20 protein-coding genes are annotated in these 21,712 nt (G+C 64.2%); 7 read left to right on the forward strand and 13 right to left on the reverse strand.

Going from position 1 to position 21,712, the window contains the following annotated elements; genetic code table 11:
• Positions 1 to 87: 87 nt before the first annotated feature.
• Genes ACSHWJ_RS15035 through ACSHWJ_RS15045 form a run of 3 tightly spaced genes read right to left on the reverse strand, consistent with a single transcriptional unit; the run spans position 88 to position 2,172 of the window.
• Positions 88 to 1,293 carry an exo-beta-N-acetylmuramidase NamZ family protein gene (locus ACSHWJ_RS15035; RefSeq protein ID WP_010962072.1) on the reverse strand — a complete coding sequence of 402 codons (1,206 nt, stop codon included), beginning with the start codon at positions 1,291 to 1,293 and terminating at the stop codon, positions 88 to 90.
• Positions 1,290 to 1,913 carry a DOMON-like domain-containing protein gene (locus ACSHWJ_RS15040; protein WP_256993035.1) on the reverse strand — a complete coding sequence of 208 codons (624 nt, stop codon included), beginning with the start codon at positions 1,911 to 1,913 and terminating at the stop codon, positions 1,290 to 1,292. The genes ACSHWJ_RS15035 and ACSHWJ_RS15040 overlap by 4 nt, the downstream gene beginning before the upstream one ends.
• A complete protein-coding gene (locus ACSHWJ_RS15045) occupies positions 1,903 to 2,172 on the reverse strand; it encodes a hypothetical protein (protein WP_010962070.1) in 270 nt (89 codons plus the stop codon). The genes ACSHWJ_RS15040 and ACSHWJ_RS15045 overlap by 11 nt, the downstream gene beginning before the upstream one ends.
• 351 nt (positions 2,173 to 2,523) lie before the next feature.
• On the opposite strand from ACSHWJ_RS15045, the gene ACSHWJ_RS15050 reads away from it, so the two are divergent.
• Together ACSHWJ_RS15050 and ACSHWJ_RS15055 are read left to right on the forward strand one after the other, a co-directional pair.
• Positions 2,524 to 4,536: a 2,3-oxidosqualene cyclase gene (locus tag ACSHWJ_RS15050; RefSeq protein ID WP_218800654.1), complete on the forward strand. Its 2,013-nt coding sequence runs from the start codon at positions 2,524 to 2,526 to the stop codon at positions 4,534 to 4,536.
• The gene (locus ACSHWJ_RS15055; protein ID WP_010962067.1) at positions 4,533 to 5,882 is read left to right on the forward strand and encodes a squalene monooxygenase; all 1,350 of its coding nucleotides are present in this window, start codon (positions 4,533 to 4,535) and stop codon (positions 5,880 to 5,882) included. Before ACSHWJ_RS15050 ends, ACSHWJ_RS15055 begins: the two co-directional genes overlap by 4 nt.
• A 14-nt stretch (positions 5,883 to 5,896) precedes the next feature.
• Here ACSHWJ_RS15055 and ACSHWJ_RS15060 read toward each other — a convergent pair whose 3' ends face one another.
• The 4 genes from ACSHWJ_RS15060 to ACSHWJ_RS15075 are packed head-to-tail and all read right to left on the reverse strand — an operon-like array spanning position 5,897 to position 9,923.
• Positions 5,897 to 6,490 (reverse strand): amino acid kinase family protein, encoded by a 594-nt coding sequence (locus tag ACSHWJ_RS15060; RefSeq protein ID WP_218800653.1) that lies wholly within the window; start codon positions 6,488 to 6,490, stop codon positions 5,897 to 5,899.
• The gene (pabB, locus tag ACSHWJ_RS15065; protein ID WP_218800652.1) at positions 6,477 to 7,883 is read right to left on the reverse strand and encodes an aminodeoxychorismate synthase component I; all 1,407 of its coding nucleotides are present in this window, start codon (positions 7,881 to 7,883) and stop codon (positions 6,477 to 6,479) included. Before pabB ends, ACSHWJ_RS15060 begins: the two co-directional genes overlap by 14 nt.
• Complete coding sequence (locus ACSHWJ_RS15070) at positions 7,880 to 8,941, reverse strand: hydantoinase/oxoprolinase family protein (protein WP_218800651.1); 1,062 nt, start codon at positions 8,939 to 8,941, stop codon at positions 7,880 to 7,882. The genes pabB and ACSHWJ_RS15070 overlap by 4 nt, the downstream gene beginning before the upstream one ends.
• Entirely contained in the window at positions 8,931 to 9,923 is a 993-nt protein-coding gene (locus ACSHWJ_RS15075; RefSeq protein WP_218800650.1) for an ATP-grasp domain-containing protein, read from the reverse strand. Before ACSHWJ_RS15075 ends, ACSHWJ_RS15070 begins: the two co-directional genes overlap by 11 nt.
• Before the next feature lie 42 nt (positions 9,924 to 9,965).
• Between ACSHWJ_RS15075 and ACSHWJ_RS15080 the strand changes: the two genes are divergently transcribed.
• The gene (locus ACSHWJ_RS15080; protein ID WP_218800649.1) at positions 9,966 to 10,649 is read left to right on the forward strand and encodes a HisA/HisF-related TIM barrel protein; all 684 of its coding nucleotides are present in this window, start codon (positions 9,966 to 9,968) and stop codon (positions 10,647 to 10,649) included.
• An 82-nt stretch (positions 10,650 to 10,731) separates the two neighbouring features.
• Here the strand turns inward: ACSHWJ_RS15080 and fae are convergent, their stop codons facing one another.
• From fae to ACSHWJ_RS15110, 6 genes are all read right to left on the reverse strand, one after another.
• Positions 10,732 to 11,244, reverse strand: coding sequence for a formaldehyde-activating enzyme (gene fae, locus ACSHWJ_RS15085; RefSeq protein ID WP_010962061.1), 513 nt, complete (start codon positions 11,242 to 11,244; stop codon positions 10,732 to 10,734).
• Between the two features lie 128 nt (positions 11,245 to 11,372).
• Complete coding sequence (locus ACSHWJ_RS15090) at positions 11,373 to 12,239, reverse strand: triphosphoribosyl-dephospho-CoA synthase (protein ID WP_218798388.1); 867 nt, start codon at positions 12,237 to 12,239, stop codon at positions 11,373 to 11,375.
• Positions 12,236 to 13,162, reverse strand: a complete 927-nt coding sequence (locus ACSHWJ_RS15095; RefSeq protein WP_017365711.1) for an ATP-grasp domain-containing protein — start codon at positions 13,160 to 13,162, stop codon at positions 12,236 to 12,238. The genes ACSHWJ_RS15090 and ACSHWJ_RS15095 overlap by 4 nt, the downstream gene beginning before the upstream one ends.
• Entirely contained in the window at positions 13,155 to 14,150 is a 996-nt protein-coding gene (mch, locus tag ACSHWJ_RS15100; protein ID WP_010962058.1) for a methenyltetrahydromethanopterin cyclohydrolase, read from the reverse strand. Before mch ends, ACSHWJ_RS15095 begins: the two co-directional genes overlap by 8 nt.
• Positions 14,151 to 14,185: 35 nt before the next feature.
• Positions 14,186 to 15,328, reverse strand: a complete 1,143-nt coding sequence (locus tag ACSHWJ_RS15105) for an ATP-grasp domain-containing protein (RefSeq protein WP_218798387.1) — start codon at positions 15,326 to 15,328, stop codon at positions 14,186 to 14,188.
• A 7-nt stretch (positions 15,329 to 15,335) separates the two neighbouring features.
• Positions 15,336 to 16,328 (reverse strand): beta-ribofuranosylaminobenzene 5'-phosphate synthase family protein, encoded by a 993-nt coding sequence (locus tag ACSHWJ_RS15110; protein WP_228370225.1) that lies wholly within the window; start codon positions 16,326 to 16,328, stop codon positions 15,336 to 15,338.
• Positions 16,329 to 16,568: 240 nt separating this feature from the next.
• Between ACSHWJ_RS15110 and ACSHWJ_RS15115 the strand changes: the two genes are divergently transcribed.
• Genes ACSHWJ_RS15115 through ACSHWJ_RS15130 form a run of 4 tightly spaced genes read left to right on the forward strand, consistent with a single transcriptional unit; the run spans position 16,569 to position 21,276 of the window.
• A complete protein-coding gene (locus ACSHWJ_RS15115) occupies positions 16,569 to 17,840 on the forward strand; it encodes a formylmethanofuran dehydrogenase subunit B (RefSeq protein ID WP_218800645.1) in 1,272 nt (423 codons plus the stop codon).
• 28 nt (positions 17,841 to 17,868) lie between these two features.
• Complete coding sequence (locus tag ACSHWJ_RS15120; protein WP_010962054.1) at positions 17,869 to 19,536, forward strand: formylmethanofuran dehydrogenase subunit A; 1,668 nt, start codon at positions 17,869 to 17,871, stop codon at positions 19,534 to 19,536.
• Entirely contained in the window at positions 19,533 to 20,429 is an 897-nt protein-coding gene (fhcD, locus tag ACSHWJ_RS15125) for a formylmethanofuran--tetrahydromethanopterin N-formyltransferase (RefSeq protein ID WP_010962053.1), read from the forward strand. The genes ACSHWJ_RS15120 and fhcD overlap by 4 nt, the downstream gene beginning before the upstream one ends.
• A gap of 34 nt (positions 20,430 to 20,463) precedes the next feature.
• Positions 20,464 to 21,276: a formylmethanofuran dehydrogenase subunit C gene (locus ACSHWJ_RS15130; RefSeq protein WP_010962052.1), complete on the forward strand. Its 813-nt coding sequence runs from the start codon at positions 20,464 to 20,466 to the stop codon at positions 21,274 to 21,276.
• Positions 21,277 to 21,712: the final 436 nt, after the last annotated feature.

The raw sequence follows: 21,712 nt of genomic DNA on the forward strand, positions 1-21,712 counted from the left end.
TTATGGTGGTCTGGGAGCGGCGAAATTTTTATATCATATCAAGAAAATACCGGTTTCAGGAATGGCAGTGGCGCTCGGACGTCCGGATCAGCGGTACAGGAGCACCGATTCCCGTTCCTCGATCCACGAGGTTTCGTCCGTGCGCGCCAGCGCGTCGAGATCGGCCGGCATCGCGGCAGGATCATCCACCCACAGCCGCAACAGTTCCGAGCCGTTGATCAGGTCGATGGCGAGGCGCTCGAATTCGTATTCGTAAGGGAACTCCCGCCAGATCGGATAATCCGGTCGCAGCTCGCGCAGGGCCTTGAGTGCCAGCGCCATCAGTCGCCAGGGGCGGAAGCGCTCATGATGGTAAGCGGCGGTTTCGGTATGGATCTGGAGGCCCGAGCACAGTCGGCCGGCATGTTTGTGGAAGGTCGGTTCGAACCAGCAGTCCCGCAGGACGCAGCCGTCGAGCCAGTGAGGCGCCAGGGAGCGCATGGTGCCCAGGAGCTTCCGCGCGTCGATGTCCGGCGCTCCGAACAGCTCCAGAGGGCGGGTGGTTCCCCGTCCTTCGGAGAGGGTGGTGCCTTCCAGCAGCACGGTTCCGGCGTAGCAGCGCGCCATCGAGAGATTGGGGGCGTTCGGGCTGGGGTTCACCCACGCATATTCGTCCGCCGGCCAGCCGTAGCCGGGAGGGGCGGCGGGCTTCCATCCTTCCATGGCGACCACTTCCAGGTCCAGGTCCAGGCGCAGCGTGCTCACGAACCACCGAGCGAGTTCGCCCATCGTCAGTCCGTGGCGCATGGGAAGCGGGCCCGCACCGACGAAGCTTTCCCATTCCTGCCGCAACCGCAGTCCCTCCACCGGCCGGCCGGCCGGATTGGGGCGGTCGAGTATCCAGACCGCCTTGCCATGGTCGGCGGCGGCCTCCAGGACGTAGCGCAGGGTGGTGATGAAGGTGTAGATGCGGCAGCCGAGATCTTGCAGGTCGACCAGTAGCACATCGAAGCTGTCCAGCATGATTCGAGTCGGCCGACGGGTTTCCCCGTAGAGGCTGAACACGGGGATGCCGTGGCAGGGGTCGAGAAAGTCCGGGGATTCGACCATGTTGTCCTGTTTGTCGCCGCGTAGGCCGTGTTGGGGGCCAAACGCCGCCGTCAGCTCGATGCCGCCGATCGCGGCGAGTGCATCCAGCGTATGGGTCAGGTCGCGGGTGACGGACGCGGGATGCGCCAACACGGCGATCCGGCGGCCTTTCAAAGGCGCGCGCAGCCCCGGGTCTTGCAGTAGGCGTTCGATGCCGAGCTTCATGCGATGTCCTGATTTTTCATTGGCTTTCCGGTGTCCATGCGGTGTGCAAGCGTGAGTGCGAAGCCGTCCGGATGGTGGAAGTCGGGCGTTTCCGCCGGATGGTGGAGGGCCCAATAGGAAATACCGCTCCGACGGTCTTCGACGACGGCACACAACGCGATCCGCAAGCCGGTGTATACGCCGAGGCCGGCGAGAAGTCCGGCGTCCAGGGTCGCGCCCAGCTCGAGCCGGTTTCCGGTCTGCCGCCGGGTCACTGCGGGCTGCAGCCCTTCCCCGAATGCTTCGCCGACGCGATAGCCGGAAAAAACGAATGCGGCCCATTCGCCAGAAGGCGAAAAATTGAGTTCGAGATACCGTGTGCCGTCTTCCGGTCTGAGGAATGCCTCGAAGCAGGTATGTTCCCACAGACCGCGGGTCCAGCGGCGGGGGGCGGGCGGAGGAAGGGAGAGTGCCGCCAGGTCGCCTTCGAGCACGAAGCGCAGTTCGAGGATTCCGTCGCGGGGCTGATTCACGCTGGCTCCGATGCGGTGGATCGGCGGACAGGAGCAAGCGCGATGGCAGATCAGTTCCGCCATGCCGTCGTAAGGAGCCTTCATCGGGCGGACGGCGTCAGTTTTCACCGGCAGGTCCCGTTGCGGTATCGTCTGGAACGAAACTCGGCGGCAGAGGCGGCCGGTCGCCGTGTTCCTGACGGCCTCGCATCAATAGCGTACGGATGCGTTCGGACAGCTCGTGCCGTGTTTTGGCCTTTTCGGCCTCGATTTTTTCCGCGGCCGCCCGGGCCGCCCGTTCCTGGTGAAGGCGCCAGACTTCGACGAGGGACTGGGAGGTCAAGGTCCCCAGAAACACGCCGATCGCGATTTGCAAAACCAGTTTCATCGCACTCGTTGGGAAGGGAATTCCGCGGGAATCGTTACCATCCCATTAATCCTACCGCGGGACAGCGCGTCGTGAATATTTTTTCGCACGCATCTGCGATGCTGGACGGTGTGGTGGTTTTCCCACAAAATAATCGTAGATGACGCATTTCACAGTCCGCCAGGCCTTGATGATCGATTTGCTGCCGCCGTGCTGGCCTCCGGACCGAGGCGATCGGGGCCGGAATCGGCAAGGGTTTTCATCCTGGCTCTCGAAATTTCCCGAGTTCGGCAAGCCGCGAATTTGAACGCTCAATACAAGGAAAGCATCGGAGAGGTGCCCGGCGGGGTTGCACGGCGCGCCCGTGCGGCCATGAAGCATCTGCTTTCGCTGCAGCGGTCTGCCGGGGACTGGGAAGGGGAGATGGTGTGGTGCACGATGATCCTCGCCCAGGCGGTCATCGTGCGCACGGTGGTCGGGCGCCCTTACGACGCTCGGGAGCGGGCTGCCATCATCAGACATTTCGAACTTTCCCAGCTTGCCGACGGTGCTTGGGGTATGCACCCGGAAAGCCGGGGCTATGTGTTTTTCACCGTCCTGGCCTATGTCGCCTTGCGTCTTTTGGGACTGGGGCCGGAGACCTCCATGCTCGCCAGGGCAAGAGCATGGCTCCATGCGCAGCCGGAAGGCGTCAAGGCGGTTCCCACCTGGGGCAAGTTCTGGCTGATGCTGCTCGGGCTGTATGGACGGGAGGGCGTCAATGCCGTGCCACCGGAGCTGTTCCTGCTGCCGCGCTGGCTGCCTTTTCATCCGAGCCGGTTCTACTGCCATACCCGCCTCATTTATCTGGGCATCGCCTATCTTTCCGGGGTCGGGTTCAGCGCCCCCCTCTCGGACCCGCTGCGGGATGCGCTGAGGTCGGAGCTTTATGCCGAACCCTACGAATCTGTGGACTTCGGCGCATTCCGCCATACCGTTGCCAGGACCGATCTCTATGTGCCGATCAGCCGCGTCCTGAGGCTGGTTTACGATCTTCTGGCGCGTTACGAGCGTCGGCCTTGGAAGGCGCTGCGGCAGAGGGCTCTGACCCTCTGCTTCGAGCAGATATTGCGGGAGCAGCGCTCCACGCGTTACCAGGGTATCTCCCCGGTCAGCGGTTTGTTGAACTGCCTGGCGATCTTCGCGCACGATCCGCGCCATCCCGATCTCGCACCCAGCCTCGAAGGTGTCGAAGCTTGGCGCTGGGAGGACGAAGCCGAAGGGTTGCGCTATGTGGGCGCGCGTTCCAACGCCTGGGACACGGCTTTCGCGGTGCAGGCACTGGCCGAACTGCCGGAATTGGACGAGGAGGCGAAGCATGCGCTGAGCCGGGCTCACGCTTTTCTCGACCAGGCACAGATGACCGCGGAATTGGCCGATTACCGCGAAGCTTGGCGCGACCCCGCGCTGGGGGGATGGTGCTTTTCCGATGGCCGGCATTGCTGGCCGGTGAGCGATTGTGCCGCGGAGGCGATGAGCGCCCTGTTCGCTCTTTACGAGCGCGGGGATGTCCGGATCAGCGAGGCTCTGGGCGCCGATCGCTTGCGTCTGGGCGTGGAATTCATCCTGTCCCGCCAGAACGCGGATGGCGGTTTCGGCACCTACGAGCGGCGGCGGGGCGGGCGGTTGCTGGAGCTGGTCAACCCTTCCGAGATGTTCGGACAGTGCATGACCGAGCTGTCCTATGTGGAGTGTACGGCTTCTTCTCTCGGGGCATTGGCGCATTATTTGCGTAATTATCCGGACCTTCCGGGAGGAAAGATCACCGCGGCGATCCGGAAAGCGGAGAGGTTTCTGAGGAGCCGGCAGCTCGATGACGGCTCGTTTCCGGGCTTCTGGGGCATCAACTACACCTATGCCGTGTTCCATGTGGCCAAGGGTCTGCGGATGGCTGGTGTCGAGCCGGCGGACCCGGTTCTGCAAGCCGCTGCCGGCTGGCTGCTCGAGAAGCAGCGGTCCGATGGCGGCTGGGGCGAACACTATTCGAGCTGTCTCGAAGGGCGCTACGTAGAGAGCGGGCACAGTCAGACCGTGATGACCGCCTGGGCGCTGCTCGCGCTCATGGAGGTTTATCCGGCCGCGCACGAGGCCGTCGAACGGGGCATCGCCTGGTTGTGCTCTCAACAGGGTGAGGACGGCGGCTGGCCCCGGCAAGGGGTGAATGGGGTGTTTTTCGGAGCAGCCATGCTGGACTACCGGCTCTACCCCGTTTATTTCCCGACCTGGGCGCTGGCGCGCTACGTCCGGCTGGAAGGCGCGAAAGCTTCGACGAGCGCTGGTTTGAACGACGCTGGTCCGGCCTGTGCCGGAGCCGAAGGACATCATGACACGGGTTATCGCAGATGAGTTCGATTGAATTGGGGGAGTGGGACGTTCTGATCGCCGGCGGCAGCGTTGCCGGTTCCGCGGCCGCAGCAGCTTTGTCGGGACTGGGCTTGCGGGTCCTGATCGTCGAGCCCGATCCAGATCCCGGCCGCAGACTGGCCGGCGAGCTGATCCACCCGCCCGGTATCGACGGGCTGCTCGAACTCGGACTGATCCATGACGATGTGCCGCAAGGAAGCGTGGTCAACGGCTTTGCGATCTTTCCCTTCAACGATGGCGAGGGCGCACCGGCGACACTGCTGCCATACGGCGAGATCCATGGGCGTCAGCGCTGTGGCCGGGTGATCGAACACACTCTGCTCAAGAGCCATCTGCTTGAAACGGTGCGTGGTTTCGAGCGGGTCTCCGTTTGGCTCGGCGCCAGGGTGACGGGGATGGAGCACGAAGACGGCAAGGGCTATGTCGCCACCGTAACTCACGAAGGAACCGAGACGCGGATGGAGGTCCGGTTGATCATTGGGGCCGACGGCCCGATGTCCCAGCTGCGGAAAATGGTTGGCATTTCGCACGAAACCCAGCGTTATTCCGGCATGATCGGTCTCGAGGTCGAGGATACCCATCTGCCGAACCCCGGCTACGGCAACATCTTTCTGAACCCGGCTGGCGTCTCCTATGCCTATGGCATCGGCGGCGGGCGGGCGCGGGTCATGTTCGAGGTGCTCAAGGGGGCGGATTCGAAGGAGTCCATCCGTGACCATCTGCGCCTCTTCCCCGCGCCCTTCCGGGGCGACATCGAGGCGGTGCTGGCACAGGGCAAGCCCTTGGCGGCGGCGAACTACTGCATCGTTCCGGAGGCAAGCGTCAAGGCCAACGTCGCGCTCGTCGGCGACGCGCGGGGATGCTGCCATCCGCTGACCGCTTCGGGCATTACGGCGGCGGTCAAGGACGCCTTCGTCATGCGGGATGCGCTCCAGGCGACCGGGCTGAATTTCGAGGCGGCGCTCAAACGCTATTCGGTCCAGTGCGGTCGTTTGCAGCTTACCCGCCGCACGCTGGCGGAAGAGCTGCGCGAGGCGTTTCTGGCCCAGACGCCGGAGGCCGAGCTGCTCAGCCAGTGCATCTTTTCCTATTGGCGTAACAGCCCGAAGGGGCGGCAAGCATCGATGGCCCTCTTGTCGACGCTCGACAGCAGCATTTTCTCGCTGGCTTCGCAGTATACCTTGGTGGGGCTCCAGGCGTTCCGTTTGCTGCCGCAGTGGCTAGGTGCCAAGATGGGGGGCGACTGGTTCCGTGGCGTGGCGCAACTGGTGTCCAAGAGCCTCAAATTCCAGCAGGATGCGCTGAATCAGGCGCTGCGGGCGAAATGATGCGGCGCGCGAGTCTACGCGGCGATCCGTGTAAACAGATCTGCCGGTGTTCGGAGTGCGGCCGCAAACTCCTGGTGGCGGTCGCAATGGCAGAGCCAGGCGCGGGTCGTTCCCGCCCGCAAAAAGCATCCGAAGGCTTGGTCGACCAGGCCTGATGCCTGTGCGGCGCCGACGCTCGCCTCGACGGGCGGCAGCGGCGCCGATTTGATCAGCACGAGGTCACGGGCGCCGATTCTCCCGGCGAGCCACACGGCCAGGCTGTCCGAGGTAACTGCCCATCCCGGTTTCACGGCGATGTCGTCGGGGTGGGGAAGCCATATCGCGGATTTCCCTTCCTCCAGGATCGTTCGCAGTGCCGCCGGGTTCCGGGTGGTTTCCAGGACCGGCTCCAGTCCTTTCAGCATCAATCCGTACTGCGCCATCGCCAGAATGGCCATGGCGTGGGCGGCCTCATCGCTGAAACCCAGGCGTGCCTGGGTCCGGCGTACCGTGTCGGCGAACTCCCCGCCGCCGGGGACGATCGCCACTCCGGAACTTTTCAGGGTTCGCAGCCAGTCGGTCAGTCTCGGAGACCGGCCCAGGCTGCCGCCGAGCTTAACGACCCACATGGTCGCCGGTGCGGGCGATACGGAAACGCTCCAGCAGGTTCAGCAGTGCAGCGGCCTTGTCGAAACATTCCTGGTACTCCGAGGCGGCCGAAGAGTCCGCCACGATGCCGCCGCCGGCCCAGAACCGGACGGTGCCTTCCGACTGTACCAGGGTACGGATGGCGATGTTGGTATCCATGTTGCCGTCAAAGCCGACATAGCCGATGGCGCCGCAGTAGACGCCACGGCGGTGAGGCTCGAGTTCCTCGATGATTTCCATGGCGCGGATTTTTGGTGCCCCCGTGATCGAGCCGCCGGGGAAGCTGTCGCGCAGCAGGCCGATGGCGTCGTGGCCGCGCGCCAGCGTACCGGTGACGGTGCTCACCAGATGGTGGACGGTGGCGTAGCTCTCGATTTCGAACAGTTTGGGCACCCGTACCGAGCCGGGCTGGCAGTGTTTGCCCAGGTCATTGCGCAGCAGGTCCACGATCATCAGATTCTCCGCCCGGTCCTTTTCACTGTGCCGCAGGGTTTCCTCTTGGCGGCGATCCTCCAGCGGATCGGTGGAACGGGGTCGGGTGCCCTTGATGGGCTTGGTTTCCACCCTGCCGTCGAGTACCCGCAGGAAGCGTTCCGGAGATGAGCTGAGAACGCGTGCCTGCGGGCCGTTGATGAAGGCGCTGAAAGGTGCGGGGTTGGTCTGGCGCAGGGTCTGATACAGCGTCCAAGCGCTGCCCCGGCAGGGTGCGGCGAAGCGCTGCGCCAGGTTGACCTGATAGCAGTCGCCTTCACGGATGTAATGCTGGATGCGCTCGAAGGCGGCGACGTAGTCGCGCCGGTTCATGTTGGCCCGCACCGGTGCCAGTACGTCGAAGCCGGTACGCTGCCACCCCAACGTCTGGATCTGGCTGAACGACCGCACCAGATGCGGCCAGCGGGCGGCGGTGGCGGGCGAGCGGCCCTGGCTTACCAGCCAGCTGCGGCCTTGCAGATGATCCACGATGACTGCCCAGTCATAGATGCCGACGGCCATGTCCGCCATGTTCTCGGCGTCGACCGCACGTTCCGGCAGTTTCTCCAGGCGCCTGCCCAGGTCGTAGCCGAAATAGCCCACGGCGCCCCCGCTGAACGGTAGTTCGCCGACAGGATCGGCGCGGGTGCCCAATTCCCGCCGCAGAAGGGAGAAGGGATCTTCCGGCGATAGTGCGACCTCGCCCCCCCGCCGGCGGATCTCGCTGATGTGGCCACGGGTCACCAGCGTGGCGAGCGGGTCGGCGGCGATGATGTCGTAACGGCCATGTCTGCAGTGCGGAAAGCCGCTGTCGAGGAATACCGCCCAGCGCCGGTCCGCCCACGGTCCGAACAAGGCGGCGCTGTCTCGGAAATAGGGGAGTTCGGTGATCCGGGGGGTCATGCTTTTTCCAGGAACGGGCGCGCCAGGAGGGCTACGGCCGCCGCCGGCAGGCAGTCGGAAACCGGGAGCGCCGTGGTAACGGTTGGGCGGGGAAGGAGGTCGATCGCATCCACATAGGGCCGGCCCGAGCGTACGGCGAGGACGCGGGCCAGGAACCGTCCTGCACCGGCTCCCACCAGCGGGCTCTCTGCCGGTAGCGTGTTTCGCGAAAACTGGCGCTCGATCGCCCGGGTGATGCGTGCCAGCTGGCGCTCTCTCAAACAAAGCGCCAGCTGTCGCCACTGCTCGGCGGTGCCGTCTTCGCGGTCGCGTCCCACGAGCCGCGCCAGGCGTCGTTCGCTGCCGGCGATGCTCTTTTCGCCGTCGTCCGCAGCGGGCATCTGGTCGGTGTGTTCTGCGAGTTCGCCGGTGAGGCGATAAATGTCGGCGGTGGTCGCAAAATGTTCCGCCATGAGGTTGACCCATTCTCCTTCGAAGGGAAGCTCGTCTGCCAGCGCCATGGCGGAGGTGCGCACGACGCCGGTGTAGATGAGTTCATCGTAGCGCAATCTGTCATAATCGGTATAGCCTCGCGCGCGGACCTCGCCGCCGCCCAGGACGACCAGGTCGGTCGTCGTGCTGCCGATGTCGACGAACAAGGCCGGCTCCCGCAGGCGATGAGCGATGAGCGATGCGCTCGCCAGCCAGTTGGCCGAGGCGACGTCGAGTGCATGGCGCGGTTGCACGGCGTCGGCGCGGAGGAAGCCGACGCGTCCGGCGAAGACCAGGATTCCTTCGGGGCCGAAACGCCGAAGCATCGTCGCGATCAGCGTCTGCACGCCGGTCATCCGGTCTTCGAAATGATCGGTCAGCTCACCGGTCATCGTGACGGCGTGACGGCAGGATGAGTCGATGCCGAGTTCGTTCACGGCTTCGGACAGCGCACTTTCCAGTCTTTCCAGGCCCAGCCAAAGGGGGCAGGGGTATTGCCGGACGTCGGCGATGGCTCCGGTGTCCGTGAGGGCTACGGCTTTGAGGTGGGCTCCGCCGATGTCCCAGCCGACCAATTCAATGCGCATAGGGATGCTCCAGTTTCAGGACGACCGGCGTTCCCTTTCGAGTCCGGGGCGCGGGCAGGCGGCCCGTCCGGAGGAGTTCGATCGTCATGGCGGCGGGATTTTCTCCGGTGGCGGCTTTCAGGCCGGCGTAAGACGTCGTGAGCCGGGGGTTGACTTCGAGGATGACCGGGCCGTCGGCCGTCCGGATCAGGTCTACTCCGGCATAACCCCAGAGTTCCGGCAGGGCGGCCGCCACGCCGCTGGCGAGTGTCTGCCAGAGACCGTCCGGATCGTCCAGGGCATCGACGGTGCAGCCGCGAAGGACGAAGCCGTCGCCGGTGTTGTCCACGTGCTGGCGGTTGCAGCTCAGCAATCGGGCGCGGCCGTGGGAAAACAGTGCGCTGAGACTCAAGGAATCGCCTTCGAGCATGGGCTGGATGACCCAGCGTCCCGGTCCCGGCGTGAATTCGCGGCCGGCCCGGACCAGCCGGGCGCCCTCGCAGCCGGCGCCGTCATCGGGTTTGATGACCATGGCGTCCGGAGCGGGCTCCGGTCGCGCCATACAGAGCCGGGTTGGTACGACTGCCAGGTGGTGGCGTTCCAGCGCTTGGGTCGTGGCGAGTTTGCTTGCTGCGACCGCGACGGCGTGTGCGGGACTGGTCAGCAGCGCGGTCGCCGTGTGCTCCACTTGCCGGCACAGCCGTTCGAGCACGCCACCGGTTTCCGGAGCGATGGGCCAGACGGCGTCGCAGCGTGCGATGGCGTCCCGCCAGATCCGGTCGAAATCGTCAGCGGCCGCGACGGGTGTGACCATGACGCCGCACGGCAGGTGTTCCCAATCGAGGCGGTCGTCCCGGAGAATGAGCGGCCGGACCCCCGGCACCTCGAGCAGGTCCTGGAGCAGGGCGCGCAGCATGAGTTCGCCTTCGGCGGCAAGCCCCGGAGGCAGAGATTCACGTCGCAGGCCGCCGCCGGTGATGAATTCGAAAACCAGTACGTTCATCTGTCCGATTTCTGGAAAGAGGCGGACAAGGTCATTGAATCAGTGAAGATCATACCCGTACTCGATCTCATGCAGGGGCGCGTCGTTCACGCCGTCAAAGGGCGGCGTGAGAATTACCGGCCGCTCAGCAGTCCCCTCTGTCCCGATGCCGATCCCCGCGCGGTGGTTGAAGCCTTCCGGAATCTGTACCGGTTCGATACCTTTTATATCGCCGATCTGGATGCTCTCATGGGTTTGGGTTGTCAGAACGAACTCATCGCAGCGTTGCGGACTGCGTTTCCGGATATCGTCTTTTGGCTGGATCAGGGGCTGCCCGAGGCGGGTGAGGCGGCGCTGGATGGCGTCGTCCCGGTCATCGGCAGCGAGTCGCTCCCGACGGTGGAGCGGCTGCAGCGAATGACGACACGTGATTGGATATTGTCGCTGGATTTTTTCGACGGGACGCTGAAAGGCTGCTCCCGCCTCCTGGCGCAACCGCAATGTTGGCCGGAGAGGGTGATCGTCATGACTCTGAACCGGGTCGGCAGTTTCGACGGTCCCGATTTGGACCTCCTCGACCGCGTCCGGCGACTGACGCCGCACAGGGCGCTGATAGCGGCGGGAGGCGTGCGCGATGCCGGCGATCTGGAGATTCTGGAGCGGAGGGGGATTCATGCTGTCCTGGTGGCCAGCGCCTTGCATTCCGGATCGCTCGAACTGAGTCGGCTCGGCAATGTAAGGTCCTGAAAAAGGAAAAGCGCTCGAAACAGCGCTTTTCCCTTCCCCGTTGCGGGAGTGCCGCCTCGGCGGCGCTCCCGGCAGCACGCAATCAGTTGTGAGCCGCGAACGGATGAGCTTCGCTGCCCTTGCGAGCGACCACGTCGGCAGCTTTGGGCTCGCCGGCAACGGCGCGCTTGATGGCCAGCTTGGTTGCTTCGTAATTGTAATCCTGGATCTTCGCGTCGTCTTCGGCCAGCCAGTGGATGAACACGCCCACGCAGATGAACAGGTCGTCGGCTTCGTCGGCCGGAATGGTGCCGTCTTCCACGCAATCGGCAACGGCCATGGCGACACCGCGCTGCGCGGGTCCGAACATCTGGGTGGCCTGCTTGCCGTTCTTGATGGTGACCTTGTTGAACATGACGGTGTTCGGCTTGCACAGCAGGTTGGGGGCAACCACGGCCAGCAGGGAGGTGAAGCCGTCTTTGTTGTTGGTCAGGGTATTGGCGAAAGCCGTCTCCGCTGCGCTGCCGCGGGGGCCCATGATCAGGTCGATGTGAGCGATTTCGTTGCCGCCGCCGCACAGTGCTTCGCCGACCAACAACTTGTTTACTTTACCCATCTGAATTTCCTCTTGTGAAAAAAACGAAAAAAACTTTTTTAATAAGGACATGGTTGTTCCCCCGGGAAAGGTTTTCGAGACCGAAGTTTCTCGCGGAGTGCCCGCATCGGCCCCACGTGTCCGAAGGTTTAACCCCGGCCCGTCCCGGTAAAAATCGCCTCCAGGCGCACGGCGAGCAGACCGGCGACCGTCAGGTCGGCAGTCGTTCCAGGGTTAATTCCGCGCGTCTTGAATTCGGCATCCACGTCCCGTAGAAGCCCCAAAACCGAATCAGGTCGCACGGCATAGGACAGCGTTTTCTCGAGGAGCACCATCTTCTCCGATACCCACGGGGAGTAGCGGGGCCCGAATTTGCGTTCGATGTGGCTGTCCGGTATGCGAGCAAGCATGCCGGAAAACGCAGCCACCGCCGCCCAGCCTTCATTGTCCCATCGGGACAGCGCACTATGATAGCGTGGAATCATGAAATCAAAAACATCCGTATAGTCGCAGGTGTATTGAAGGGCAATGCGGTCCCGGCCGGCGGCGAGCCGCATCGCGTCGAGCAGCGGGATGTTCGGGGGGGTGCGCACGTCATGCGCGGGGGCTTCGCCGAGGCCGCCGGGTTGGGCCAGGCAGATGGCCCGGTAGACCCATTCGGCGTCTTCGACGGTACTGGCATGCAGGATTCGGCTCAGGCTCTGCCGCAGCGTTTCTCCGCTCCGCCGTGTTTGGGCCGCCGCGATCAGCGGCGCGGCCAGCAGGACGATGCCCAGGTTGGTGTTGCACGCCACGACGTGGCGGGTGGCCGCGACCGCCCGGTAAATGCGTTCGCCCAGGCAGGTTTCCGTCCGGCACAGCTCCGGCGCGCTGGCCGAAGCGCTCCGCCGGAAATGTGCCGCGGTCATGCCGTGGCCTTCGGAGTGCACGCTGACGTTGCCGGGTTTGAATGCCTGCAGTTCGGTTTCGCAGGCCCAGCGGTAGGCGGCTTCGAGTGTTTCGGCGGAGACGCTCATGTGGCGGTGCAGCGCGCGGACTCCGGGCGTCGGCAGCGGCCGAGGAAATCGTCTGCCAGCAGCTCGGCGATGACGACGTCGCTGACGCCCTGCAGCCCCTTCCACGCCGGTACGCTGTTGACTTCCAGCACCGTGTAACGTCCGTGCTGGTCCCGGATGATGTCGACGCCGGCGTAGGCCATGTCCAGCGTTTTGACGGCGTCTTCGGCCAGCCGGCACAGGAGGATGTCGTCGAGCCGGGCGGGTTCGCAGCGTGCGCCTTGCGCCACGTTGTTCAGCCAGGTCACGCCGCAGCGGCGCATGGCAGCCACCGTACGCCCACGGATGACGAAGACGCGCCAGTCATGGGGGGCGTCATCGTCGCTGCAGACGTAACGCTGGAGGTAATAGATCCCGTTGGTCGGGGTCAGGTTGACCAGGTCTTCCGGGCAGTCGTGGCGTTGCAGGCCGGCGCCTTGGGAGCCGAACAGCGGCTTGGAGACGAGGCGGTGGCCGGCCGCCAGTTCGCGGCGGGCGATTTCCATGGCGGTTTCGCGATCGCCGAGGACCCAGGTCGGTGGCGTGGGAATTCCGGCCCGCTGCAGCAGGAAGCTGGTCATGCCTTTGTCCACGGTGCGCTCGATGGCCCGGGCATCGTTGTAGACGGGGATGCCGAGGAGGGCGAGGCCGTGCAGGATGTCGAGATAGAAGGTTACCTGTTCCAGCGAGCCGCCGGGGATGCCCCGTACGAACACGCCCTCGGGCAGCCGTCCGGAAAACCCCGGCAGGTGGAGAGGCAGCGCCGGGTCTTCCAGGTCGAGGCGGCAGCCGGTCAGTGAAACATACGTGCAGCCGAAACCGCGCACGGCGAACGCCTGTCTCAGCCGCGCCCCGTGCCAGCCGGGGTCGTCCGTGACGATAGCGATGTGCCCCGATTCAGCCACCGAACGATCGCTCCAGGAGTTCCACGTCCACTTCCCCGGCATGGAAGCTGCGGCCGGAGTCCACGGTCGTGACGATGACGCTGGCAGGGCTGAACAGCATGGCGTCGACCTTGAAGAAGTCGTATTTGTATTCCTTGAACACTTCGGCGAAAGGTTTGCCGTAGTCACGCGACACCGAACTCGGCAGCTCGTTGGCGAGGGTCTCGGCGGCTTCGTCGCTGCCCTTGACGAACAGATGGACACGACCGCCGAACAGGATGGCGTCGTTGGTTCTGCCCATGGCTTTGATGAAGTTCGGGTGCGGTGGTGGGACCGGGGCGCAGCCGGTGCCGTCGATGATGTTCTCCAGAGGGAAGTGCAGGGCATGTGCCTTGTGCAGGGCGACTTCGAGCACCCGCGCTACCACCTGCATGCCCCCGGCCAGACTGCTGGTGGGCGTCAGGATCACGGTCAGGTGGGAGGGGTCCAGCTTGCAGGCGCGGGCAATCTTGTCGGTCACTTCGACGGGTGGAACCTTGTCGACTTCCATGACGATCGCCGTTTCGGTGTGTTTGTCGCGGTAATTCAGTTCCTTGTACAGTTCTTCCACGGGCTCTTCGTTGCCGTCCTTGATCTTGGTGGCCATGGCGCGCGCCGGTCCCGAGCCGAGTGCATAAAAGCCGTCCTTCCCTTCTCCGTGCGAAAGGCTCCAGCCGGCGTACTGGCTGCCCAGGCAGGCGATCACCGGGTTGGAGGTGTGGACGTTGACCGTCAGCGGCCATTTGGTGAAGGTGTCGGTGTGGGTGAGGGTGATGCGTCCGAGTCCCCCCATGCAGATTTCGCCGATGAGGCGGCCGGCTTCCAGGCTGCCCGGAACCTTGATGCCGGCGTCGATGACGGTGCAACCGTTGGGCAGGCGGTCGATCTGGAGGCGCAGCTTGTCGGCATAAGTGATCAGATACTTGACGATGGGCTGGCTGTGAGCATTGACGCTGACGCGATTCTGCATGATGGTCCTCTTCAAAACAGGGGGGTTACGGGTCTTCATGTGGGTTGGGTTTCGGCCATGCGGTTGCCCGCCGTGCTCATCGTCCGGAGCACGGCGGTCTTCCGGGCAGAGAGGCTTGAAAGCACTTCGCTTTCGTCCATTCCTTCGGCCGTGATCGTACACAGCGGTGCGCCTTTTGGGATGCGGCATCCTGGGCCGGGCCGGTCCCTGCACCACGCCGGCCATTCTAGTGTCCCCGGTATCTCTACGTCATGAGGGGCATAGACGATTTGGAACGCACGGGTCGGGAAGGGGGGGAGGGCGAAGTCGGGCAGTCCTTCGAGGCAGGTGCGGATATGAAGTTCGATCAGACCGGACGGGAATTCATCGTCGTAAAGCGCCACGGTGGCGCTGGGGCGCGGATTGAGTTCGAGGACGCGGATTCCGTCGTCTTCGTCCGTCATGAAATCGAGGCTGTTCAGGCCGCGCAGCCGCAGGGCCGGGACGAGCCGGGCCACGATGCCGCGCACGGCCTCGCGTTGAGACTCGCTGAGCGATGTCCGGTTGATCGCTCCGGCGAACCGGAACGGCCGGCGCGGATCGGCCGCTGAGGTCCAAAGGGTGTTGAAGCCGACGATTCTCGATACCGTGCCGTCGGCCAGAAACAGGGCCGACCTGGGGGGTGTTTCGAGGCGACGCTGGAAGTACCGGTCCGGTCTTGAGATTCCCATCTCGCCGGGCAAATTGATGGCGCCTCCACCTTCGCTGCCGCCATGCTTGACCAGCCAGCCGCGAACGTCGCGGGGGGCTTCGAAGCGCGTTTCCGGAAAGGGTATGTCCAGGCCGGAAAGCAGCGCAAAGAACAGAGTGGGCGTCTTGGTGATGCGCATGGTTTCCGCGGCATTGCCGCAGAGGATGCGCCCGCGGGCGAGGTGTTCGATCACGCCGGGCAGCGAATCCAGACCGCCGCCATAAAGTGCGACGTCGGTGGGTTCCATCCGGTCGATGGCGGAGCGCAGGACGGCGGCGTCGAAGCCGTTCCTGTCGAGCGGCACGACCCGATAGTCCCGGCAGTGTTCCCGCGTGTCCAAGTCACCGAATCCGTCGATCACGAAAGTCGTCCATCCGGCCCGCTGCAGTGAACGGGCGAGCGAGGAGGCGGATGCCGCGACTACCAGGGCGGAGCCGGTTTCCCGCATGGATGCGCTAGGCTTGCAGGGAGGCCGGCTCGGGGGCCGCTATCGCAAGCGTCACATCGGCCCCCCTGTTGCGCGGCCGAGCGATTCTGAAATCCAGGTGCGCTGCGATGTTCCGATTGGCGGCCGCCGCTGCCAATCGCCGCGCCTCCGGTTCCGAAGCGACGAGACAGAATCCCGTGGGTCCCCAGGAACTTTGGCCTATGCCGACAGCGCCTTGCGTCGCCAGCCAGTCGAGGGCGGCGGCGACGCCGGGGCTGGTGAAGCGCCCCCCTTGCGCGGGGGCGAAATAATCGCCTACGGATCGCTGGATCTCGGCGATGCCTGCGCCGAAGGTTTCGAGTCGCTGTTCCGCCAGGGCAGGCAGGGTCTGCATCAGGATCAGATGACTCAGGCGGGCGGCATCTTGCTCCGGGAACGGTGGCAAGGTCTGGAAGGCGTCGATTTCCTGCTTGCCGTGAAGTCCCTGCCCGCGCGAGTCGAACACCAGGATGAAGCGCCAGTCCTCCGGCACCGGCAGTCGGGCGACCACCGGCGGACTGAGGGTCTCCGGGCCGCGCCCGCCGTCGACGATGAGTCCACCTTGTTCGAACGACGCCAGGCCGATGCCCGATCGCGCGCCCCTTTCGATGAGTGGAGCGAGATCCCGGGGCGTGAGCGGCAGCCCATAGGCACGGATGATCGCGCTGCCCAGGGCAAGAGCCATCTGCGTGCCAGAGCCCAGGCCCACATGCTCGGGAATCGCCGATTCGATTTCGACCGTGGCCGAGCCTGGCAGGCTCAAAGCGGCTTCGATCTTTTCCAGGATGGCCAGCGCCTTTTCCGCCGAGGGGCCGGCGGCGCGCGGTTCCCGACTCGGCCACAGACTCAGGCGCGTCGCTATATCGTCGATCGCGACGCCGATGCTGCCGAATCGGCGCCCGAACGTGCCGGAGATGTCGATGAACCCGAGATGCAGACGGGCGGGGGCGTGGACACGGACGCGTGGAGACGGTTTCGGCATGGCGTTGGGGTGGTGCAGAGCGGGGTCGGCCAGGGGCGGTCGGTGCCGCAAAAAGCCGTTAGCGTAGAGGAACAGGGCCGTTTTGTCGATCGTGCGCGCCGTGGGGCGCCAAGTTGAAAAACAGGGCCGGATTCCCTATTCTTGCCAGCCACGCGGATGGCTGGGTGGTTCCCGCGTGGCGTGGGCTCGGAACCGCTTCAGACGCTCCATTCGAAAACCATATCTCTATATAGGAAAGGCATGACCGACAAGACCTCGGCCAAGGTCTGGGAGAACGTTCCCAGCCCGTTCTGTGGTATCGCTTCCGACGACCTGAGAATCGAGGTTTGCGGTTCGAGCGTGCGGGTGCTGGCCAATGGGGATGCCGTCACGGTTCCCGGTTTCGAACGCCCCGTGACCGATACCGCTCCCCGTATCGCTGGCGAACCGGCCTCCCTGGAGGATGCGGTTCGGCGGGCGGCGGAGATCCTGAAGGAAGCCAGGCTGCCGGTATTCAGCGGTTTCGGTACCGATGTCAACGACACCCGCGCCGCACTCGCGCTGATCGACAAGGTTCGCGGCATCTTCGATCAGGCCCGCGCTGCCGGCGGCGTCCGCAATCTGCTGGCACTGGCCGATTCCGGCTGGATCGCGACGACGCTGGCTGAGGTGAAGAATCGCGTTGAAGTGCTCCTGGTTTTCGGCAGTGATGTCGAGGCCGCGTTTCCACGTTTTTTCGAACGTTTCGTCTGGAACCGGGAGACCTTGTTCGGGCAGGATCCTGCCCGGCGGGAAGTGATCTGCGTCGGTCGGGCGCCCAGCGGTGATGCGGCGGTGTCTCCGGACGGGCGGCGCCCGCAGGTGGTCGAATGCGATCCCCGGCATCTGCCAGAGCTCGCCGCTGCGCTGTCGGCCCTGGCGCGGGGAGCATCGCTCCAGGCCGAAACGGTGGGTGGCATACCGGTCGTGGTGTTGCGGGAGATCGTGGAGCGGTTGAGGCGGTCGAGCTACAGCGTGGTGACGTGGGTGGCCGGTCAGCTCGATTTTGCACATGCCGATCTGACGGTGCAACAGGTTTGCCAGATGGTGGCCCTTCTCAACAAGGAAACCCGCGCGGCGGTTCTGCCTTTGGGAGGGCAGGACGGTGACCGGACCGCCAGCCAGGTCTGCGCCTGGCTGACCGGTTATCCGACGCGGGTGAGCTTCGCCCGCGGCTTCCCCGAATACGACCCCTATCTCAATGACGCCGTGCGCCTGCTAAAGGACGGCGAAGCCGATGCGCTGGTTTGGGTGTCCAGCCTGTCGCCGGCGCCGCCGCCAGCGGCCGAGGTGCCGACGGTAGTGATCGGTCGCTCCGGCATGCAGTTCGACGAGGAGCCGGAGGTATACATTCCCGTCGGTGTTCCGGGTATCGACCATGCCGGTCACATGTACCGCTGTGACAACGTCGTGGCCATGCCGCTCTATGCGCTGCGCGATTGTGGGCTGACGACTGCCGCCGCCGTGCTGGCCGCGATCGAGCGGTCGCTCTGACGCCTGCTTCCTTGGGAGATTCGAAATCATGCTGATCAAGCTTACGGGCGGCACCGTTTACGATCCGGCGAACGGCATCGATGGTCAGGTGCGTAACCTTTTCATCCGCGACGGTAGGATCGTCCATTCGCTGAACGGCGCCACGCCGGATCAGGAGTACGATCTGCGCGGCAAGGTGGTGATGGCCGGTGCCATCGACATGCATACCCACATCGGCGGCGGCAAGGTGACCATCGCCCGCAACCTGCTGCCGGAAGATCATCGTGCCGATCCCGAGCCGCGCCGGGGGCTGATGCGGGCCGGCTGCGGCCATGCCGCACCTTCGACCCTGACCACCGGCTACCGCTATGCCGAGATGGGCTACACGGCGGGGTTCGAGCCCGCGGTGCTGCCCATCAATGCGCGTCAGGCCCACATGGAGATGGCGGACGTGCCGCTGTTGGACGTCGGCGGCTATGTCATGCTGGGCAGCGATGATTTCTTCCTGCGGCTCTTGTCCGCGGGCAGCGATCAGAAGCTCATCAACGACTATGTCGCCTGGACGATACGCTCCGCCAAGGCGATCGGGATCAAGGTGGTCAATCCCGGCGGTATCAGTGCCTTCAAGTTCAACCAGCGCATGCTCGATCTGGATGAAAAGCATGTGTACTACGGTGTGACGCCGCGGCAGATTCTGAAGTCGCTGGCGCGCGCCGTACATGAGTTGGGGGTGCCGCATCCGCTGCACGTCCACGGCTGCAACCTGGGAGTGCCGGGTAACGTCGAGACCACGCTGAACACCATCAGCGGCATCGAAGGTCTACCGATGCACCTGACCCACATCCAGTTCCACAGCTACGGCGTCGAGGGTGACCGCAAGTTCTCCTCCGGTGCAGCCCGCATCGCCGAGGCCATCAACGCCAACAAGAACATCACGATCGACGTCGGCCAGATCCTGTTCGGCCAGACCGTCACGGCTTCGGGCGATTCGATGCGGCAGCATGCGAACGCCGGCCACGCGCATCCCGACAAATGGGTGTGCATGGACATCGAATGCGATGCCGGCTGCGGGGTGGTGCCGTTCAAGTACCGCGACAAGAACTTCGTCAATGCGCTGCAGTGGTGTATCGGTCTGGAAACCTTCCTGCTGATCGACGATCCCTGGCGTGTCTTCCTGACAACCGACCATCCCAACGGCGCGCCGTTCACCACCTATCCGCACCTGATCCGGCTGCTGATGGACAAGAGCTTCCGCAATGACATGCTGGCCACGATCAATCCGGAAGCGGCAGCGCTGAGCACCCTGGGTTCGATCGACCGTGAATACTCTTTATATGAGATCGCCATCATGACCCGGGCCGGCGCGGCGCGGTTGCTCGGACTGACCGACCGAGGCCACCTGGGGGCAGGAGCCGCGGCGGACATCACCGTCTACACCGATCAGGCCGACAAGGAAAAGATGTTCACCCGGCCGGATTACGTGTTCAAGGACGGCGAACTGGTCGTGCGCAACGGCGAGGTCGTCAAGGTCGTCTGGGGCAATCTGCACACCGTCCAGCCGGAATTCGACAACGGCATCGAAGCGCGGTTGCGCGATTACTTCGACCGCTACCACACCATGAAGCTCGATAATTTCGTCATCAACGATTGGGAAATCGAGGGCGATGGCCGCAGCAAGATCCTCGTCCATCCCTGCCATCAGGGGACACGGTCATGATCATCAACGGCGTACACATCGACGAGACGTTCGCGGAGGCGTTCCCGATGCGCGCCACGCGCGTGATCGTCACGGCCCAGAACCTCAAATGGGCCCATCACGCTGCCCAGGCCATGACAGGCTTCGCGACATCGGTCATCGCCTGCGGCTGCGAAGCCGGTATCGAGCGGGAACTCGATCCCGCCGAAACGCCGGATGGACGTCCCGGCGTATCGGCGCTGCTGTTCGCCATGGGCGGCAAGGGGCTGGCGAAGCAACTGGAGACACGGGCCGGGCAATGCGTGCTGACCTCGCCTACCTCCGCGCTGTTCGCAGGGATCGTCGAAGGCGAGCAAATTCCCCTGGGGAAGAATCTGCGCTATTTCGGTGACGGCTTCCAGATTTCCAAGCGGATCGGCGGCAAGCGCTATTGGCGCATACCGGTCATGGACGGAGAGTTCCTCTGCCAGGAGACCACCGGGATGATCAAGGCGGTCGGCGGCGGCAATTTTCTCATCCTGGCCGAATCGCAGCCCCAGGCGCTGGCCGCGTGCGAGGCGGCGATCGAGGCGATGCGCAGGATTCCCAACGTCATCATGCCGTTCCCCGGCGGCGTCGTCCGTTCGGGTTCCAAGGTCGGCTCGAAGTACAAGACCCTGCCGGCGTCTACCAATGACGCATTCTGTCCGACCTTGAAAGGGCAAACGCGGACCGAGCTTTCGCCGGAAATCGAGTCGGTGATGGAAATCGTGATCGATGGCTTGAGCGATGCCGACATCGCCAAGGCGATGCGCGCAGGCATCGAGGCGGCTTGCGGACTGGGCGCGGCCAACGGCATTCGGCGCATCAGCGCCGGCAACTACGGAGGCAAGCTCGGCCCATTCCTCTTCCACCTCCGCGAAATCATGGCTTGAACGCCGTCAGGCCGCGGCCAACAAGGAATCGATTATGACTGCACTGAGTTTTACGCTGAAGTCGCCGCTACGGCAGCGGCTGGACGCATCTCCGCTCGTTCCGGATCGGCTGTTGGGCAAGTCACCCAAAGAGATCGCCACGCTGGACCTGCAGTACGGCAACCGCCGGATCGCCGCGGCAGATCTGTTCGACATTGCAGGGGACGATGCGGAGTCGGTCCGCATTTCCGGCTCACCGAAGCTCGATTTCGCTGGCAGGGGGATGACACGAGGTTCGCTCATCATAGACGGCGACGCCGGGGCTTACGTCGGTATGCATATGAAGGGGGGACGTCTGTGTGTGTCCGGTTCGGCTGGTCTGTACGCAGCGTGCGAACTCAAGGGGGGTATCGTCGAGATTTGCGGAAATGCCGGGGATCTGCTCGGGAGCGCTCTTCCCGGCAACAAAAAAGGTATGTCGGAAGGCGTCGTGATCGTTCGTGGCGATGCCGGAGACCGTGTTGGCGATCACATGCGCCGCGGTTCGATTTTGATCGAAGGTAATGCCGGGATGTATCTCGGCGCACGAATGACGGCCGGCACGATCGCGGTACGGGGGCGCATCGGTGCCTGTGCCGGTTATGCCATGAAGCGTGGGACCCTGCTGGTGTATGGTTCTCCTGTGTCCATCGGCGCCACCTTCAACGACTGTGGTTTACATACCCTAGGTTTCCTGCCTTTGCTCCTCAAAGGCTATCAGGGCTTGAATACCTGCTTCTCGGAGACTCGGGCGTGCCGGTCCCGGGTGCGTCGGCTGGTCGGAGACCTCTCGGTCCAAGGCAAGGGTGAAATCCTGCTGGTCGCTTGACCCTCGTGTCCGGCGTACGCCGGCTACGATCACGGTCTGTCGCAAGCCCGCTTGTTGATCTGGACTCCTTCCCAGAACGAGCGCAGCGGAGCCTCCCGTTCCGCGCCGTCCATTCTCTTTTTCATCCAAGTGCCCGGCTCATGAGGTTGGCTCACGAGGCTGAGCCTGCGTCAAAATGACGCAGATTTTTCTTGACAGCCTCGGGTTGGGTGATAGACTGCGACCCACCAAGGGGCCGGTCCAGCCCGTGGGCGCGGCTCTGAGGGGTGGCAAGGATGCATGAACCAAGCAGGGAGGTGAGAAGCGATTCACCGGTGCAATACGCCGGTGTTCACATCGATATAACAGTTGGAGGTAAAAATGGCAGCAACAACCATTGGTGGTGCAGCTGCGGCGGAAGCGCCGCTGCTGGACAAGAAGTGGCTCACGTTCGCAC

Origin of the sequence: Methylococcus sp. S1M, assembly GCF_051295855.1 — a bacterium.
In the GTDB taxonomy this organism is placed as follows: domain Bacteria; phylum Pseudomonadota; class Gammaproteobacteria; order Methylococcales; family Methylococcaceae; genus Methylococcus; species Methylococcus capsulatus.